This window comes from Streptomyces sp. NBC_00057 (genome assembly GCF_045041165.1).
Classification (GTDB): Bacteria; Actinomycetota; Actinomycetes; order Streptomycetales; family Streptomycetaceae; genus Streptomyces.
This window is the reverse complement of the sequence record NZ_CP108256.1, coordinates 4,164,189-4,181,060: the sequence shown is the minus strand read 5'-3', so window position 1 is coordinate 4,181,060 and position 16,872 is coordinate 4,164,189. Positions and strand designations below refer to the sequence as shown.

13 protein-coding genes, 1 tRNA gene and 3 pseudogenes are annotated in these 16,872 nt (G+C 69.1%); 7 read left to right on the top strand and 10 right to left on the bottom strand.

The features are described from left to right. Positions 1–57: 57 nt before the first annotated feature. Positions 58–1,458: an RNA-guided endonuclease InsQ/TnpB family protein gene (locus tag OG953_RS19530; RefSeq protein ID WP_405685752.1), complete on the bottom strand. Its 1,401-nt coding sequence runs from the start codon at positions 1,456–1,458 to the stop codon at positions 58–60. 161 nt (positions 1,459–1,619) lie between these two features. Here OG953_RS19530 and OG953_RS19525 point away from each other — a divergent pair. Further along, positions 1,620–1,692, top strand: a tRNA-Thr gene (locus OG953_RS19525). 884 nt (positions 1,693–2,576) lie between these two features. On the opposite strand, the gene OG953_RS19520 is transcribed toward OG953_RS19525, so the two are convergent. The 3 genes from OG953_RS19520 to OG953_RS19510 all read right to left on the bottom strand — a co-directional run bounded on the left by OG953_RS19520 (position 2,577) and on the right by OG953_RS19510 (position 6,235). Further along, positions 2,577–2,918, bottom strand: coding sequence for a hypothetical protein (locus OG953_RS19520; RefSeq protein WP_327241501.1), 342 nt, complete (start codon positions 2,916–2,918; stop codon positions 2,577–2,579). 562 nt (positions 2,919–3,480) lie between these two features. Continuing rightward, positions 3,481–4,644, bottom strand: a complete 1,164-nt coding sequence (locus OG953_RS19515) for a M20 family metallopeptidase (protein WP_405685750.1) — start codon at positions 4,642–4,644, stop codon at positions 3,481–3,483. Positions 4,645–4,681: 37 nt separating this feature from the next. Further along, positions 4,682–6,235 carry an AbgT family transporter gene (locus tag OG953_RS19510; protein WP_405685748.1) on the bottom strand — a complete coding sequence of 518 codons (1,554 nt, stop codon included), beginning with the start codon at positions 6,233–6,235 and terminating at the stop codon, positions 4,682–4,684. 166 nt (positions 6,236–6,401) lie between these two features. Here OG953_RS19510 and OG953_RS19505 point away from each other — a divergent pair, with 166 nt between their 5' ends. Then, entirely contained in the window at positions 6,402–7,484 is a 1,083-nt protein-coding gene (locus OG953_RS19505) for an AsnC family transcriptional regulator (RefSeq protein WP_405685746.1), read from the top strand. A gap of 268 nt (positions 7,485–7,752) precedes the next feature. On the opposite strand, the gene OG953_RS19500 is transcribed toward OG953_RS19505, so the two are convergent. Both OG953_RS19500 and OG953_RS19495 read right to left on the bottom strand, forming a co-directional pair. After that, positions 7,753–9,162 (bottom strand): NAD(P)/FAD-dependent oxidoreductase, encoded by a 1,410-nt coding sequence (locus OG953_RS19500; RefSeq protein ID WP_405685744.1) that lies wholly within the window; start codon positions 9,160–9,162, stop codon positions 7,753–7,755. 63 nt (positions 9,163–9,225) lie between these two features. Then, a complete protein-coding gene (locus OG953_RS19495; protein ID WP_405685742.1) occupies positions 9,226–9,900 on the bottom strand; it encodes a rhomboid-like protein in 675 nt (224 codons plus the stop codon). A gap of 33 nt (positions 9,901–9,933) precedes the next feature. Between OG953_RS19495 and OG953_RS19490 the strand changes: the two are divergent. Together OG953_RS19490 and OG953_RS19485 are read left to right on the top strand one after the other, a co-directional pair. Beyond that, positions 9,934–10,026, top strand: a pseudogene (locus OG953_RS19490) (hydroxyurea phosphotransferase); the annotation flags it as partial. 118 nt (positions 10,027–10,144) lie between these two features. Then, on the top strand, positions 10,145–10,633 hold the full coding sequence (locus OG953_RS19485; protein WP_405685740.1) for a GNAT family N-acetyltransferase: 489 nt from the start codon (positions 10,145–10,147) through the stop codon (positions 10,631–10,633). Positions 10,634–10,645: 12 nt separating this feature from the next. Here OG953_RS19485 and OG953_RS19480 read toward each other — a convergent pair. Further along, positions 10,646–11,076, bottom strand: a pseudogene (locus tag OG953_RS19480) (zinc-binding dehydrogenase); the annotation flags it as partial. A gap of 58 nt (positions 11,077–11,134) precedes the next feature. Then, on the bottom strand, positions 11,135–12,343 hold the full coding sequence (locus OG953_RS19475; RefSeq protein ID WP_405685738.1) for an NAD(P)-binding protein: 1,209 nt from the start codon (positions 12,341–12,343) through the stop codon (positions 11,135–11,137). A gap of 110 nt (positions 12,344–12,453) precedes the next feature. On the opposite strand from OG953_RS19475, the gene OG953_RS19470 reads away from it, so the two are divergent. Next, on the top strand, positions 12,454–13,131 hold the full coding sequence (locus OG953_RS19470; protein ID WP_405685736.1) for a pentapeptide repeat-containing protein: 678 nt from the start codon (positions 12,454–12,456) through the stop codon (positions 13,129–13,131). Between the two features lie 15 nt (positions 13,132–13,146). Here the strand turns inward: OG953_RS19470 and OG953_RS19465 are convergent, their stop codons facing one another. Then, on the bottom strand, positions 13,147–13,644 hold the full coding sequence (locus OG953_RS19465) for a hypothetical protein (RefSeq protein WP_114245809.1): 498 nt from the start codon (positions 13,642–13,644) through the stop codon (positions 13,147–13,149). Positions 13,645–13,709: 65 nt separating this feature from the next. Between OG953_RS19465 and OG953_RS19460 the strand changes: the two are divergent. Both OG953_RS19460 and OG953_RS19455 read left to right on the top strand, forming a co-directional pair. Beyond that, a pseudogene (locus tag OG953_RS19460) lies at positions 13,710–13,790 on the top strand (heme-binding protein); the annotation flags it as partial. A 56-nt stretch (positions 13,791–13,846) separates the two neighbouring features. Continuing rightward, the gene (locus OG953_RS19455; protein ID WP_405685734.1) at positions 13,847–15,265 is read left to right on the top strand and encodes a M1 family metallopeptidase; all 1,419 of its coding nucleotides are present in this window, start codon (positions 13,847–13,849) and stop codon (positions 15,263–15,265) included. Between the two features lie 25 nt (positions 15,266–15,290). Here OG953_RS19455 and OG953_RS19450 read toward each other — a convergent pair whose 3' ends face one another. After that, the gene (locus tag OG953_RS19450; protein WP_405685732.1) at positions 15,291–16,871 is read right to left on the bottom strand and encodes a M4 family metallopeptidase; all 1,581 of its coding nucleotides are present in this window, start codon (positions 16,869–16,871) and stop codon (positions 15,291–15,293) included. Between the last annotated feature and the right edge of the window lies 1 nt (position 16,872).

The window sequence follows — 16,872 nt, the reverse complement described above, 5'->3', positions numbered from 1 at the left end:
GTCTTACATGGACTCCACAGGCATGACGGCCGACGGCCCGTCGGTCCGTACCACCTCTTACGCAGCCAGCAGCACGTCTGCCAGCTCCGACGCTTTGATCACCGGCGACGGCACCCGCCCCGGCGGCAGCGCCGAAGCCACCAGCCAGTACAGCCTCATCCCCTCATCCCGGAGATTGCGCGCCGCATTCACATCCCGATCGTGCGCCACACCGCACTCCGCGCACGTCCACTCCCGCACCGACACATCGAGTGACGGCCCCTTCGCATGGCAGGCCGAGCACCGGCGCGTCGACGGAAAGAACCGGTCCACGATCACCAGCGTCCGCCCGTACCACGCGCACTTGTAACGCAGCTGCCGCAGCAGCTCACCCCACGCCGCATCGATGATCGACTGGTTCAGGCGGGCCTTCCGCCGACGCCCCTTCCCGGCCGACGACCGCAGCAGATTCGCAATGGCCAGATCCTCCACCACAAGCACTTGGTTCTCGCGCACGAGGCGGGTGGTCAACTGGTCCAGCATGTCCCTGCGTACATCGCTGATCAGCGCATACAGCCGAGCAATACGCTCCCGGGCCTTCGCCCGGTTCTTTGAGCCCCTTTTCTTGCGATGCAGCCCCCGTTGCAGCCGCGCTAGCTCCTTCTCGTGCTTCCTGAGCAGCCGCGGATGGTCCACCTTCGTGCCATCGTCCAACGTCACCAATGCCGCCAGACCCAGATCGATCCCCACCGCCTTCGGTGCGCGTCCATACGGCACAAACACCGCGGGCAGGGGCTGGATCCGCTCCTCCACCAGCACTGAAACGAAATAGCGTCCCGCCCGGTCCCGCGTCACCGACAGTTTCACCGGCTCGACTCCGACCGGCAGCGGACGCGACCACCGCACATCCAACGGCTCCGACTGCTTGGCCAGCGTCACCAGACCCGTCCCGGGCCGCTCCGGGTCCTCCACCCACCGGAAGCCCGTCCGGACGTAGGTCGCAGAATCCTGCGACCGATGTTTCTTCTTCCGCTGCGGATACCGAGCCGACTGCTTGAAGAAGCGTGTGAAGGCCCCGTCCAAATGCCGTAACGACTGCTGCAACACCGTCGACGAAACGTCTTGCAACCACGATGTCTCCGGCGTCTGCCGCCAGCCCGTCAACGCTCGACACGTCTCCGCGAACCCGACCGACACCCGGTGCCGCTCCCAGGCGCCCGCCCGCAGCGCCAGACCCTCGTTGTAGACCCAGCGACAGGCCCCGAAGGTATTCCCCAGCTGCTCGGCCTGCGACGGAGTCGGATAGAAGCGGTAGCGATACACCCGCTGCTGCGTGCCTGGCTCCTTGGCCCGGCTCTTCAATGCGGTCGACGCCCGACCGTGGTGCTTCTTACGGTCGGCAATGCCGAGGGCCTCGCGCTTGATGCGCTTGGCCTCGTCGCCCGTTACTCGTATCGGCTCTTCCGCAGCGTTTGTCACGGCTTCCCCCAACCCGACTGTCCGATATGCGGAACAGTGCGTCAGTCCTCTTAACGCACGGGTGCTCGGATGGTCACGGTCTCAGCGGAACTTCGTGGATCGGATCGCGAGCGGCTGTGTAGAGTGAGGGAACTTGCGCGCGCGGCTTTAGCGTGCGCGGTGCCGCCTTAGCTCAGTTGGCAGAGCAGGATACTTGTAATGTTCAGGTCGTCGGTTCGATTCCGACAGGCGGCTCGGAGAAACCCCAGGTCACACAGCCCGTGACCTGGGGTTTTCTTATGTATGAGGCGTGGCGGGGCGTGTGGTCGCGGTGTCGTGGGAGGGCTTGCGTGAGCGATGCGTGAGCGGAGGGGCTCTGGGCTCTACTTCCCCGGCTTCTTTCGCTTCGCCTTCTTCTTGCCTGCGGCCTCGGCCTTCCGCCGGAGTGGGACCAGCTTGGCAGTGGCCTCGGCCGCGCTCTTCCCGACGTGGGGGAACTTCAGTACGTGAAGTGGAGCTGGATGGCGACGTGCTGCGAGTGACTTTGGATCCTTCGTCCTTGGACGACCTCGGCTTGACCGATCCCATCGTGGAGGCCTTGCTCCGCGCGCCAGCCGCAGACCTGGCACGCATGCGCGAAGTGCTGCCGCGCATCCTGGCTTACGGCCGACCAGATGCGCGCCCAAGGCTGATCACGAAATAGCGAGTACAGCGGCCAAGTACCGCAACCACAGCAGCCGAACTCGACCAACGCAGTTTTCTCGCGACACGGTACAGACCGTGATGACCGCCTATGGGCGATCCACATAGAGCTACGGATCAGAAGTTCCCCGTGCCACAACCGCGCCAGATCGGGCGGGGACTCACGGGGAACCACGGCTGCAAGCGGAGGCCGCAGCCAGCAGCCGCCGAAGTCGGCATCCCGCAGGTCAGACCTCAACTCGCCCCACCTCGCTCCTGAAGCGGTGCTCGCGACGAGTCTCACTAAAGCACGAGCGCCCTCCCGGGCCGTCCTGGGGCCGTGGAAGGGCGCTCAACGATGACCAACGTCGACAACTGCCGACAACTCAGCAGCAGGTCAGGGCGTTGATCGATAAGACAGCTGCAGGTCACGGCCGCCGATGGTCAGTCGTGGCTGATCAGACGGGGATCCAGTCAGGCCACTGTGGCGGGACGTTACTCACGGGGCAGAGGCCAGAGTCGCCGGGATAGCCGTCCAGCGTCCCTTGAGTCGCGAAGAACCACCATGCCAGCCACACCGTCGCAACGACCACCAGTAGCGTCGGCAGTGAAACGCGGACCGCCGTTGGCGCGCGAAGCACCAGGCGTCGGCCGATGGCCCGCGCCACGAGTCCAACGAGCGCTTCGGATCCCACGACCAGAGGGAGCAAGAAATTGAGTTCGAGGCGTCCGCCGGCTTCGTAACCCGCGTCGCAGTACGCGCGCGCCCAGACGGTCAGCGACCAGGCGACGAAGCCCATAGCAGCTCCGAACAATGCGGAGACCGCCCAGGGGAGACAGGAGTTGGATCTTGGCTTGGCTGTGTCCACGACATGACACGACATCGAACACACCATTCACGGTTCCGAGATGGGCGGGTGAGTGTCTAACTGCGTGACAACGCCGACAGACAGAGGCGGACAACCACGCACACCTCTGGACCATCACAGTAGGTGGCAAGGGGACCAGCCCGAGATAGAGCGCGTGCCCAAGTTGCTTCGGGACGAAGCGGTCTCAGTCTCAGTCGCAGTCTCAGTTGCCGCCGCATCCGCAGTCGTCCACCCGTGTTCGCTTAGGTCTGCGAGGCGTCCTGACCAGGGAATTCGCCACCCCGGAGGACGTCGGTGGACGTCCGTGGAACCAGATCCGACAACTTGTAATGCGTAGTCGTCGGTTCGAATCCGACAGGGGGCTCTGCAAGAGACCCAGGCCGGACAACGCTCCGACCTGGGTCTCCTGCTGTGCGTTTTCGGATGTCACGGTGCCTGGCCGGCCCGATGGCTGCTGCTCGGGGCGCCGGTGGACCATCGGCGTACCGGTGCGTCAGGAGGCGCCGGCCAGCCGGTGCAGGATCCCGGCGACCAGCGCGGTCTGGTGAGCCACCGTGTCCGGGTAGATGAACTCGTGCCTCGCATGGGCGCCCCCGCCCACCGCTCCCAGGCCGCAGAGCACGGGAAGGCCCAGACCAGCGACGAAATTCGCGTCGCTGGCACCACCGACGGTGACGTCGGCGAGAGTCCGGCCGAGTTCCTCCGACACCGCGCGCGCGGTCTTCAACAGGGACTCCGACGCGGCGTTCAGCGTCATCGGCGGCCGGTTCCAGCCGTGCTGGACGTCGATGCGGACGCGCGGGTCGCTCACCTGGATCTCGTCGAACGCGGCGTCCACGCGGTCCTGCTCCGCCTGGGTGAGAACACGGATGTCGATGCTCGCGGACGCCTGTCCGGCCACGACGTTCGTTCCGGATCCGCCGCTGATACGCCCCACGTTGACCGTGGTTCCCTTCGCGGGTACAGCTGTGGCCGCAGCATCCGTGATGAACTCGGCGAGCGCGTGGATCGCGCTTGCTCCGGCCTCGGGGTTCAGCCCGGCGTGTGCTTCCACTCCGGTGGCCGTCACCGTGAAGATCCCCCCGCCCTTGCGGCCTGTTTTGACGGCACCGTCCACACTCGCCTCAAGGACCAGCGTGGCATCCACGGATGCCGCGATCCGTTCGATCACCGGGCGGGACGAGAGGGAGCCGATCTCCTCGTCGCCATTGAGGACGAAGGTCACCGTGGGCACTGCCGCACCGCTCTCGCGGAGCAGTTTGAGAGCCCAGATGCCCTGAGCGAGGCCTGTTTTCATGTCGAAGATGCCGGGCCCGCTCAGGCGTAGCCGCCCGTCTCCGTCGCGGTCGGAGGCGATCGGCCAGTTCGCGAGTGTGCCCCGCGGCCACACGGTGTCGTAGTGGCCGACGATCGCGACATGTCCCGGCCCGTGCCCTTCGTAGGTGAAGACCGTCGTGTCGCCCTGCTCGCCGCCCGGGTGCCGTTCCACTTCTGTGGGGGCGCCGAGCCGGCGGGCAACGAGGGTGCTCAGCAGGTCGAGGCCGTGGCCGAGACCGGGGAGGTCGTAACTGTGGGTCTCGCAGGCGACGAGGTCGGTGATGTCGGTGAGGATGTCCGCAGCGGCGGCGTCGGCGCTGCGGGCGAGCTCGAAGATCATGGTGCGGTCGCTCCGTGGGAATGCGGGGGATTCGGGGTCAGGCGCCGGGGCCGAAGGGGATGCCGAGCAGATACCAGGCCAGGACGAAGCCGACCCACACCACCCAGACGACAGCGGCCAGGGGGATGGTGAACGAGGCGAGCGTGCCGATACCCGCCGACTTCCGGTAGCGCTGGATGAAGCCGAGAGCCATGGCGAAGTACGGGCTCATGGGCGTGATGCAGTTGCTGACGGAGTCGGCCACCCGGTAGACGGCCTGGGTGGCCTCAGGGCTGATCCCGATGAGCATGAGCATGGGGATGAACACCGGTGCGGCCAGCGCCCAGAGCGCGGATCCGCTGGTGATGGCCAGGTTCATGAAGGTGACCAGGACGGCTATCCCCAGCAGGACCACCCACCCGTGAACGCCGAGGTTCTGCAGCGCTTCCGCGCCCCGTATCGCGAGTACCTCGCCGATGTGACTCCACTTGAAGTAGGCGAGGAACTGGGAGATGGCGAAGAACAGCACCAGGATCGGCGCCATGGACCGGGCGCCCTCGATCATGGCCGCCACCACGTCCCGGGACCCGGGGAGGGACCCGGTGATCCGGCCGTACACGGTGCCCAGAAGCGCGAAGAAGACACCCAGAAGAAGGGCCATGCCCGAGAACAGTGGGGACTGGACCACACTGCCACCTTCGCCGCGCAGCGGAGACGTCGTCGGCAGCATGACGAGGACCAGAGCGGCCACGAAGGCCAGCGCGACCAGTCCGGTCACCCGCAGGGCGCGGCGCTGGGCGGAGGTGACCTCGACGTCGGCCAGTTCCGCGGCGTTCAGGTCCGAGGCGGGCCCGTCGGTCTCCAGATCAGGGCGGCGGGCCAGGACCTTCTCGGTGACCAGGGTGATGACGAGGGCGACGAGCACCGAGGACGCCAGGCTGAAGTAGTAGTTCGCCACAGGAGTGACGACGTAACCCGGGTCGATCGTCTGCGCGGCGGCAGTGGAGATCGTGGACAGCAGTACGTCGGTGGTCGTCAGCGAGGGCGAGGCGTCGTAGCCCGCCGAGATGGAGACGAATGCGACGATGCAGCCGAGCACGGGGCTGCGGCCGGCAGCGCGGAACACCAGAGCGCCCAGGGGGATGAGGGTCACGTAAGCGGCGTCGCCGGCGACGTGGCCGACCATCGCGGTCATGGACAGGGCGAAAGTCAGGTACTTGCCCGGTACCCGTGCGACGAGACGGCGCAGCAGGGTACTGATCAGTCCGCTGCGCTCGGCCACCGCGATGCCGAGCATCACCGTGATGATCGTGGCCAGCGGGGGGAAGCTCGCGAAGTTCTCCACCGCCTCCCCGACCATCATCGCGATGCCGTCCCGGCTGAGCAGGCTGCGTACCGCGACGGCCTCGTCGCCTCCGGGCTGGACGGCGCCGAGACCTGCCGCGGACAGGACCGCGCTCAGCGCGACGACAAGCAGTGCCAGCAGCCAGAACAGCCAGAAGGGATGGGGCAGTCGGTTGCCCACTCTCTCGATCACGGCGAAGCTGCGGAAGGCTGCCCGCAGCACCTTCGGCTGCGGGGCCACCTCTGTGGTGGTCAGCTCATGGGGCATCGCAAAAGGAAACCTTTCCGCACGAAGGGAAACGGGGGGAGCGAAGTGGGGTGATTCGGTCGAATCCTGACCGCCGTTCCGGGGTGGCCGACCGCGCTGCATCATCGTGTGCATTTACGGCCAGCAGGGCCGAAAATCGTCGAGAATCGCTTTCTGGAGGCCCTGCATGCACGATTTCGCCGACTCGCTCCCGGACGGCCGCTTGGAGGAGGCCGACCTCGCGCTCGCCAACTGTCTGCAGATCGCGCCGCGTGCCTCATGGGCCACGCTCGGCGACGTCCTGGGGGTCAGCGCCGCCACGGCGGCCCGACGCTGGCGGCGGCTGGCCGCCACGGGACAGGCATGGGTCACCGCGACCGGCGGTTCCAGCCTGTGGCGCTCGCTGTGTGATGCCTTTCTCGACATTCAGTGCCATCCGGCACAGCGCGGCCGGGTGGCACTCGCCCTGGCCCGCGATCCGAGAACCAAATCGGTGATGGAGGTCGCCAGCGGCCGTGATCTGCATGTCAACGTCATCACCAGCGATCTGCACGCACTGTCGCGTTTCGTCCTGGACCAGGTCAGCCGCCTCCCCGGGGTGGTGAAGGTCGATGTGCAGATCAGCACGCACACCTATACGTCCGGAAGCGCCTGGCGGCTGGATGCCCTGTCCCGCACCCAGCGCGAGCGCCTGCACCCCGCGGCTGCGCCGAGCCGGCCGGCGCGGACCGGGTGGCTGTCACCCGCCGACCGCACGCTCCTGCTCGCACTGGCTCCGGACGGCAGACTGCCGGTCACCGAACTCGCCGAACGCACCGGTGCCAGTCACACGGCGACCCGCCGCAGGCTGTCCCGGCTGGAGCACTCGGGCGCGGTCTCCTTCCGCTGCGAGATCTCCCAGCACCTCACGGGCTGGCCGGTGACGACGCTTCTGTGGGGCCGGGTCCCGCCGGGCGACCGCAAGCGCGTCAGCGAGCGACTGGCCCGCATGCCCGAGATCCGCCTGCTGGTCGCCACCAGCGGCGGCACCAATTTCCGGGTATCCACCTGGCTGCGTTCCACCGCGGGCGCGCATGACCTGGAGGAGCGGATCACCGCCGCTCTGCCCGAGTTCGAAATCGTCGAGCACGCCGTCGTGCTGCGTACGGTGAAACGGCTCGGCTGGATTCTGGACGATCTCGGGCGGCGCAGGGAGTGCGCACCCATCGACCCGTGGTGCCCGAAGGACACCCGTATCCCGTCGGCGGACCCGGACGAGTGCGAGGAGTGAGGGCGAAGGGATGACGTGGAACACCGCGGCCGGCCGGGAAGCGCGGCCGCCGGCCGGCTCCCGTCTGTCGGCGGAGGTGCTCGCGCCCGGGACCGAGGGGCAGACCGGTCCGCTCACCTACCGCATGTCGGTCACGCCGGACCGGCTGCGCGGTCGGGTGGCCGCAGCGGCGCAGACCCTCACCACCGGGGCGCCGGCGGCGGGGACGAGCGAGCGAACCGCGGGCACCTGCCACCACCCGGTGGCGGGTGCCCGTCCGTTTTTCCGGTCAGTGCCGTCCGGACAGCCGGTCCGCGGCCTTCGCGATGGGGTCCGTGCCGGGGCGGGGCGAGGTGAGTTCGCGGCGGTCGGCGGTGCGGTAGGCGGCGTACATGCCGTGGACGCCGAGCCAGCGGAAGGGTTCCGGTTCCCAGCGGCGGACCCGGTGGTTGACCCAGGGCAGCGCGGTCAGTTCCGTGGGGCCGGACTGGCCGGAGTCCTGCTGGATCAGATCGCGCAGGGTGCGGGCGGCGAGGTTGGTGGTGGCGACGCCGGAGCCGACGTAGCCGCCGGCCCAGCCGAGGCCGGTGGAGCGGTCGAGGGTGACGGTGGCGCACCAGTCGCGGGGGACGCCGAGGACGCCGGACCAGGCGTGATCGATGCGGGCGGCCCCGGTGGTGGGGAAGAGGCGGACGAGGATGTCGCGGAGGGCCTCGATGGTCGCGGGCTGGGTGCGGGCTGTGTCGTTGAAGTGGGCCGCACCTGAGCCGTACCGGTACGGGACGCCGCGGCCGCCGAGTGCGATGCGGTCGTCCGCGGTGCGCTGGGCGTACATGTAGGCGTGGGCCATGTCGCCGAGTGTTTCGCGGCCGTCCCAGCCGATGGTGTCCCACACGGACCGGGGGAGCGGCTCGGTGGCGATCATCGAGGAGTTCATGGGGAGCCAGGTGCGCCTCTGGCCCTTGAGGTTTGCGGTGAAGCCCTCGGTGCAGCGCAGGATGTACGGGGCGCGGACGGTGCCGTACGGGGTGTGGGCGTGCTTGGGCTTGATCTCGGTGACGGGCGTCGACTCGTGGATGGTGACGCCGAGCGCCTCCACGGTCGCGGCGAGGCCCTTGACGAGTTTGACCGGGTGCAGGCGGGCACCGTGCGGAGTCCAGGTGGAACCGACGGCTCCGGTGACGTTGATGCGTTCGCCGGTCTCGCGGGCGCCGCGCAGGACGCGGTCCTTCTCGCCGAAGGCGATCTCGACGGAGTGGAAGTCCTTGAGCCGGGCCAGCTGGGCGGGGGTGTAGGCGACTTCGAGAACACCGCCCTGGTGGATGTCGGCGTCGATGTTCTCCTCGGCGGCCACACGGACGACCTCGTCGACAGTGTCGTTCATCGCCTGCTGGAGACGGACGGCGGCTTCGTGGCCGTGGAGCTTGGCGTAGCGGTCGCGGCCCGCGATGCCGTTGTACAGCCAGCCGCCGTTGCGCCCGGAGGCGCCGTATCCGCAGAACTTGGCTTCGAGGATGGTGATGTTGAGGAAGGGGACGGCCTTCTTGAGGTAGTAGGCGGTCCACAGTCCGGTGTATCCGCCGCCGACGATGCAGATGTCGGCGGTTGCGTCGCCGGGGAGGGGTTCCCGGGGGATGGGGGTTCCTTGGTCCGCGTACCAGAACGATATGCCGCCGTTGACGGTGCTGACGGTGCTCATGTTGCCCCTGCTTTGTCCGGTGTGAAGCGTTGCCTGAGGTCGTACTTCCTCTGGGGCGGGACGTTACTGCGCCGGAGGGGTTTTCGTCTTCGGCCGGGACCGGGTCAGTGGGTAGCAGGCGAGGCCGATGAGTACGGAGGCGAAGTGGCCGAGGTCGGTGAAGGTGCGGCCGGTGATGAGCGGGATGCCGTAGAAGACGAGGACGGCGAAGAGGTACACGTACCGCCAGGGCGCCGGGATGCGGTACGTGAGGACCGCGACGACGCCCGCGAGTGCGTAACTGACCCCGACATCCAGCGTGTTGACGGCGGCCGGCGGTACGTGTCCGTGCCGGATGGCCCAGGCCAGGACGCCTTCGCTGACGAGCGTGGCAAGGACATGGGCCGCGAGGGCGACGGCGAGCCAGCGCAGGGTGCCGAGCCAGCGTTCGGCGGGGGCGTGGAAGGCGGTGTAGAGGACGGCGTAGGGAATCCAGTGACCGCCGTCGATCCAGAAGGCGCTGGCGATCAGTACGTGTACGGGGTCCCGGGAAAGTTCGTGGATGTTGGTCGAGCGCTGGCGCAGGAAGTCCTCTTCGAAGTCCGGTGACATCTGGTGGACGATGACGGCGGTGAAGAAGAGTGCGGTCAGCCAGATGTAGGTGCCGGGTGCGCTGCGAATCCATGAGCCGACGCTGCGGATCCACGAGCCGGCGGTGGTGTGCGGCCGGGTGGGCGGGGCAGGGCTGCTCGGAGTCATATCCGATTGATGCACGGCTCTACGATCGTCCGCGTGATCGACATTCCGGACGAGCTGATTGACACCCGGTCCAAGTACAACGGGGCGGCAGGGCGGGCCTTTCTCGCGGCGCTGCCAGGGCGGGCCGCCCCGGCAGCGCCGCCGGCGGACGGGGAGCGGCGGCTGGAGCCGGATCAGGCCGAGACCGCACGGCAGTTGCTGGGGCGGGGTCAGCGCAGGACAAGCCCGTGCTTACGCTGCCCTCATGATTCGTACCGCTATTCCTGCCGATGTCCCCGTCATCCACGCCATGGTCCGTGAGCTGGCCGACTACGAGAAGGCCCTGCACGAGGCGAACGCCACCGAGGAGCAGCTGCATGAGGCACTGTTCGGCGAGCGGCCCGCCGCGTACGCGCACATTGCCGAGTCGGACGACGACGGCGAGGTCGTCGGCTTCGCGCTGTGGTTCCTGAACTTCTCCACGTGGCGCGGGGTGCACGGCATCTACCTGGAGGACCTGTACGTACGTCCGGAGCGGCGCGGCGGTGGGCACGGGAAGGCGTTGCTGACGGAGCTGGCGCGGATCTGTGTGGAGCGCGGCTACGAGCGCCTGGAGTGGTCGGTGCTGAACTGGAACACCCCGTCCATCGCGTTCTACGAGTCGCTGGGCGCGCGGCCGCAGGACGAGTGGACGGTGTACCGGCTGACGGACGGGGCGTTGTCGAAGCTCGGGGAACAGCTCGGCGTCGAGTAGGTCCTCGCCGGGTTACGGAATCAGGACGACCTCGCCCATTGTGCCCGGGTCTCCAGGGCGCGGTGGGCAGTGGCCGCTTCGGCGAGCGGGAAGCGCTGGACCGTGGGGCGGAGCCGGCCGGAGGCCGCCTCGGAGAGCGATCGCGTTTCGAGGGCGCGCAGGCCGCCCGCCCTCGCCATCATGACGCGGCCGAGCACGCTCCCGGAGGTGATGCCGCGTCCGGCGAGTTCCTCGTCGGTGAAGGTGAGCGGTGCTCCGTCGTGGAGTCCGGCGCCGGACCAGCCGAACACGATGTGCTGCCCGCCCTTGCCGAGGAGGTCGACGGCGGCGCGGCCGGTGGTGCCACCGACGGAGTCGTGGACGACGGTGGCGTGACGGCCGAGTCCGTCGAGGTGGGTGCGGACCTGCCGGGACCAGTCGGGGAGGGTGTAGTCGACGGCGAGTGGTGTCGGTCGCTGTGGGCCTGTGGGGCCCGTGGCCCTGTGCAGCCACCCTCCGACCTCAAGCCTGCTCGAGGTCAAGCCCTGCCGTGGAGGTGCGGGCGGTGGTCCGGCTCTCGGAAGCCTTGAGGGCGAGCAGCGCCGCCTCCATTCCGCTGTTGAACGACACCTCGCTGAGCAGTCCGGGCGCGGCGACCTGGTCGCCCGCGAGGTAGATGCCGTTGCCGCGGTCGATGGCGGGCCGGTCGCGCCAGGTGGTGCCGGGCCGGTCGACCGCGCCGGTGCGGCCGGAGGCGAGGGCCTCACGCCGCCATACGGTGCGCTCGCGCCAGCCCGGGTGGCCGAGGTCGAGCAGCTCCTCGGCGCGGGCGATGCCGATGGCCCTGGACTCGCCGGGAGCGAGGGGGAACTGCCCCTGGACGAGCTGCTGTCCGGCGGGCGCGAGGGTGCGGTCCTGGGCACTGAAGCGTTCGATCCAGCCGGGGGCGTCGAGGTCGGACACGGCGAAGGCGTCGCCGCGCCGGGTGCGCAGGGCCAGGTCGATGAGCGCGGTCCTGCCGCTGCCCCAGGTCAGTGAGGGGTCGCGGAGCAGGGTGCGGGCCGCGTCGAGGGAGGTGGCGACGATCACCGGGCCCTGCCCGGTCAGGGTGTCGAGGGTGTCGGCGTCCACGCGCGCCGCCGTCTCGATCCGGACGCTGAGGTTCCAGGCGCGGGCCGCCATCCGGTCGATGACCTGTGCCCAGCCGCCGACGGGGTAGCGGGCCTCGGGCGGCAGCGCGGCGGCGCGGCGCAGCCGTTCCTGGACGAACGCGGCGGAGAGCGCACCGGGGTCGTGGTGGTAGAGCGCGACGGCGGCGTAGTGCGCGGCCGCGCGGGCGCCCGCCTCGCCGACCTGTCCGGTGGCCCAGGTGCGGAAGTCGGTGTCGACGGGTGCCTGTTCGGCGCGGCGGCGGGTGAGGCGGAGGAGGGCGAGCGGCGGGGTACGGCGCAGGGTGCCGTCGAGGCGGAAGCGGAGCCGTGCGCCTTCGAGGGGCGGGACGGTGGCGACGGGGCCCAGGAGGTTGCGCCGGTCGAGCCAGGTCCAGTGCGGTCCGCGACGGTAGAGGGCGTGGGGTCCTTCGTTGGTGCGGTACGGGCCTTCGGCGGTTCTGGCCCGTCCTCCGAGGGTGTGGTGGGCCTCGTGGACGGTCACCAGGGCGCCGGACTCGGCGGCGGTGATCGCTGCGGTGAACCCGGCGAGGCCGCCGCCGATGATGTGGATGCGCTGCATGGTCCCGGTCTCCTTCGCTGAAGGGCGCTGTTGTGTACGGGACGGTTCGCGGCGCCCGTTTGTGACAACGGCGAGGGGGCGTTGTCAGTGGGGTGGGTCACGATGGGGGCATGGCGCGGAGCAGCAGGAAGACGGACACGATCGCAGCGGCACGGCGGCCGGAGGTGCGGCTGCCGCCGCTCGTTCCGTACGACGGGGGAGGACTGGAGCCGGACGGGGACTACGACGGTGTGCGGTTCGATGGGACGGATCTTGCGGACGAGGCGGGTCCGGGGGCCCGTTTCATGGACTGTGCGCTGGACGGCTGCGCACTGGACCGTACGGAGCTGGTCAGGGCCCGTTTCATCGACTCGGTGCTGACGGGCGTACGGGGTGTGGGCACCGACCTCGCGGGGGCGTCGCTGCGCGATGTGGAGGTGGTGGACGCACGACTGGGCGGGGTGCAGTTGCACGGTGCGGTGCTGGAGCGGGTGCTGGTGCGCGGCGGGAAGATCGACTACCTGAATCTGCGGAAGGCGCGGCTGAAGGACGTGGTGTTCGAGGGCTGTGTGCTGTCCGAGCCGGATTTCGGGGATGCGCAGCTGGTGCGGGTGGAGTTCCGCGACTGTGTGCTGAAGCGGGCCGACTTCAGTTCCGTACGGATGGAGTCGGTGGATCTGCGGACGGTCGCGGAGCTGGACATCGCCCGCGGGGTGGAGCGGCTGGCGGGTGCGGTGATCAGCCCGTCACAGCTGATGGAGCTGGCTCCGGCGTTCGCGGCGCAGATCGGGGTGCGGGTGGAGGCGTAGTCCGCCGGGTGCGGGTCAGATACGGGGGAAGCGGGCCTGGAGGTCCCAGATCACGGGGTTGTCGGCGAGCCCTTCGTGCATGTCGGCGAGGTCGGCGATCAGGTCGTGCAGGAAGTCGCGGGCCTCGCGGCGCAGCAGCGAGTGGCTGAAGGTGAGCGGGGGTTCGTCGCCGGGCATCCAGTCGGCCTCGACGTCGACCCAGCCGAAGCGGCGCTCGAAGAGCATCCGGTCGGACGATTCGGTGAAGTCCAGCTCGGCGAACTGCCGCCGGTGCGAGCGGTTGCCGCGCGGGTCCTGGTCGATCTGCTCGACGATGTCGCACAGCGCCCACGCGAAGTCGAGCACCGGCACCCATCCCCAGGCTGTGGACACTTCGCGGTCCGCCTTGGTGTCCGCGAGGTAGACGTCCCCGGAGAACAGATCGTGCCGCAGGGCGTGGACGTCCGCGCGGCGGTAGTCGGTCTGCGGGGGATCGGGGAAGCGTCGGGAGAGGGAGTAGCCGATGTCGAGCACAGTTCGATGGTGTCATGCCCGTGGGGGCGTCAACGCCGTGGCGGCCTGCTGCACGATCGGGTGATCGCATCGGAGTGGCCGGGGCCCCCAGCGGCGACCTCGACGAGAAGTTCGCGAAGGCCGGCGTCGCCGCCCTCGCGAAGTAAGCACCCGCCGTGTCCGCACAAGCGCATTCAGACATTTCGCACCTAGGATCACTTGTGTGGATCAGCGAACATCTGTACGCCGCACGGCACGCGCCGCCGCCCTCGCACTGCTGGTTCTGACGACGTCCACAGCCTGCACCGGCGGCACCGGCGGTGTCGAAGGCACCCCCGGCGCCGCCGGTCTGCACGACCCGTACTTCCCGAAGCTCGGCAACGGCGGCTACGACGTCACGCACTACGACCTCGCCCTCGTCGTCGACCCGGCCGCCCGCCGTCTGCGCGGCACCGCCACGATCACCGCGCGCGCCACCCAGGACCTCAGCGCCTTCAACCTCGACCTCGCCGGGCTCACCGTGCGGTCCGCGACCGTCGAGGGCCGCCCTGCCGCAGTCAACCGGGCGGGGCACGAACTGACTCTGCGCCCCGACGCCGAGATCGAGAGCCGGCTCCACAAGGGCAGGACGTTCCGTACGGTCGTCCGCTACTCCGGCTCCCCGCAGACCCTCACCGACCCCGACAGGTCGAAGGAGGGCTGGCTGAGGACCGCGGACGGATCGGTCGCGCTCGGTGAGCCGACCGGTTCCATGGCCTGGTTCCCCGGCAACAACCACCCGAGCGACAAGGCGTCGTACGACATCACCGTGACCGTCCCCAAGGGCCTGACGGCCGTCTCCAACGGCGAGCTGACATCCCGCAGCACCTCGGGCACCACCACCACGTACCACTGGCACACCGCCGAACCGATGGCGAGCTATCTCGCGACGGTCGCCATCGGCCGCTTCGACACGAAGACGTCGACCACCCCGGACGGCATCAAGGTGTTCACCGCAGCGGACACGAAGGTGGCGGCGGACAGCGCGCGGATTCTCGCCCGGGTTCCCGAGATCGTGAAATGGGAGGCGAAACGTTTCGGCCCGTACCCCTTCTCCGCCACGGGCGCGATCGTCGGGCGTCCCGGGGACGCCGGATATGCGCTGGAGACCCAGAACCGGCCGTTCTTCCCGGGGACGCCGGACGCCGGACTGCTCGTCCACGAGATGGCCCACGAGTGGTTCGGGGACTCCGTCACGCCCAAGAGCTGGCGGGACATGTGGCTCAACGAGGGCTTCGCGACCTACGCGGAGTGGCTGTGGGAGGACGACCAGGAGGGCACCCCGGTCCAGAAGCGGTTCGACGCCGCCTTCGACGACGACGACAACTGGGCCTTTCCGCCCGCCGATCCGCCGACCGCCGCGGACATCTCGCAGGCGCCGGTGTACGGGCGCGGGGCGATGGTCATCCACAAGATCCGGCAGGCTGTCGACGACGACGAGCGTTTCTTCGCGCTCGTCAGGGGTTGGACGAAGGCCCACCGGCACGGCAACGCGTCGACCGCCGACTTCACCGCCTATGTGGAGAAGGCGACGGGTCAGGATCTGACGGCGCTGTGGAACACCTGGCTGTACGGCGGGAGCCGGCCCGCCTCGAAGGACTGACCGGCTCCCGCGTACAGCGGTGGGGCTACTTCACATTGACGCCGCTCCAGGCGGCGTCGACTGCCGCGAGCTCGGCGCTGTCCGCCCCGTACAGGTCGGTCGCCGCCTTCTCGGTCGCCGTGCGGGCGGCCGCGTAGTCGGTGGTCGACGTCATGTACTCGGAGAGGGCCTTGTACCAGATCTGGACGGCCTTGTCCCGGCCGATGCCGGTGACCGTCGAGCCGTCGATGGTCGGGGAGTCGTAGTCGACGCCGTTGATCGTCTTCGCGCCGCTGCCCTCGGACAGCAGGTAGAAGAAGTGGTTGGCGACTCCGGAGGAGTAGTGCACGTCGAGGTCGCCGACGCTGCTGTCCCAGTAGTCCGCGGAGCCGCCGTCCTTGCTCGGCTTGTCCATGTAGCGCAGCGGGGTGCCGTCGCCGTTGATGTCGATCTTCTCGCCGATGAGGTAGTCGCCGACGTCCGTGCTGTTGTCGGCGGCGAACTCCACCGAGGTGCCGAGGATGTCGCTGGTCGCCTCGTTCAGGCCGCCGGACTCCCCGACGTAGTCGAGGTTGGCGGTGGACGCGGTCAGGCCGTGGCTCATCTCGTGACCCGCGACGTCGAGAGCGGTGAGGGCGCTCTTGTTGTCGGCACCGTCGCCGTACGTCATGCAGAAGCAGCTGTCGTCCCAGAACGCGTTGACGTACCCGTCGCCGTAGTGGACCCGCGAGTACGCGGCCTTGCCGTCACCGGCGATGCCGTCGCGGCCGAACGCCGACTTGTAGAAGTCCCAGGTCTTCGCAGCACCGTAGGCGGCGTCGACGGCGGCGGTCTGGCGGTCGTTGCCGGTGCCGTCGCCCCAGGTGTCGTCGTCGTCCGTGACGAGGTCACCGGTGCCGCTCTCGCCCTGGTTGAGGTCGTACGTCTTGTGACCGCCGCGGTCGCCGTCGGTCAGCTCGAAACCGGAGCCGGCCGCGGTGGTCGTCAGGTCGACCTGGCCGCTGTACTGGCTGTTGCCGACGCCGGTCTCGATCGCCTCGTAGCTCTGGAGCTTCTTGCCGGTGGTCGCGTCGGTGATGATGTGCAGCCTGCTCGGCGTGCCGTCCTTCCGCACCCCGGTCTTCACCGTCTCGAAGGCGAGGACGGGCTTGCCGCCACCCGCCCAGATCACCTTGCGGCCACTCGCCGTGGTCTTGATCTTCGGCGTCGTCGAGGTCACGGATATCCGGGCCCCGGTCGCCTTGGTGACGCTCTTGAGCTTTCCGCTGCGGGCGGTGTGGGTGACGAGGTCGCCGCCGATGACCGGGAGGCCGGCGTAGGTGCGCTCGTAGCGGGTGTGGACGGTGCCGTCGGCGTCCTTGATCACATCACGGGCGATCAGCTTCTCCTGGCTGCCGAGCCCGAGGGAGTCGGCGGTCGAAGAGGCGTCGGACTGCGCCGACTTGATGGCGGCGGTGCGCTGCGAGGCGCTGTTCGCGCCGGAGGGGGCGGCGCTGCGAGAGGCGGAGGGACCGTCATTGCCGGTGTCCGGCGCGGCGTTTGCCGCACCGGTCTGGACGCCGACGACGACCATCGCGGCCACGGCGGCCAGGGCTGCGGCGCGACGGGTGTTCATGTGGGGGGTCATG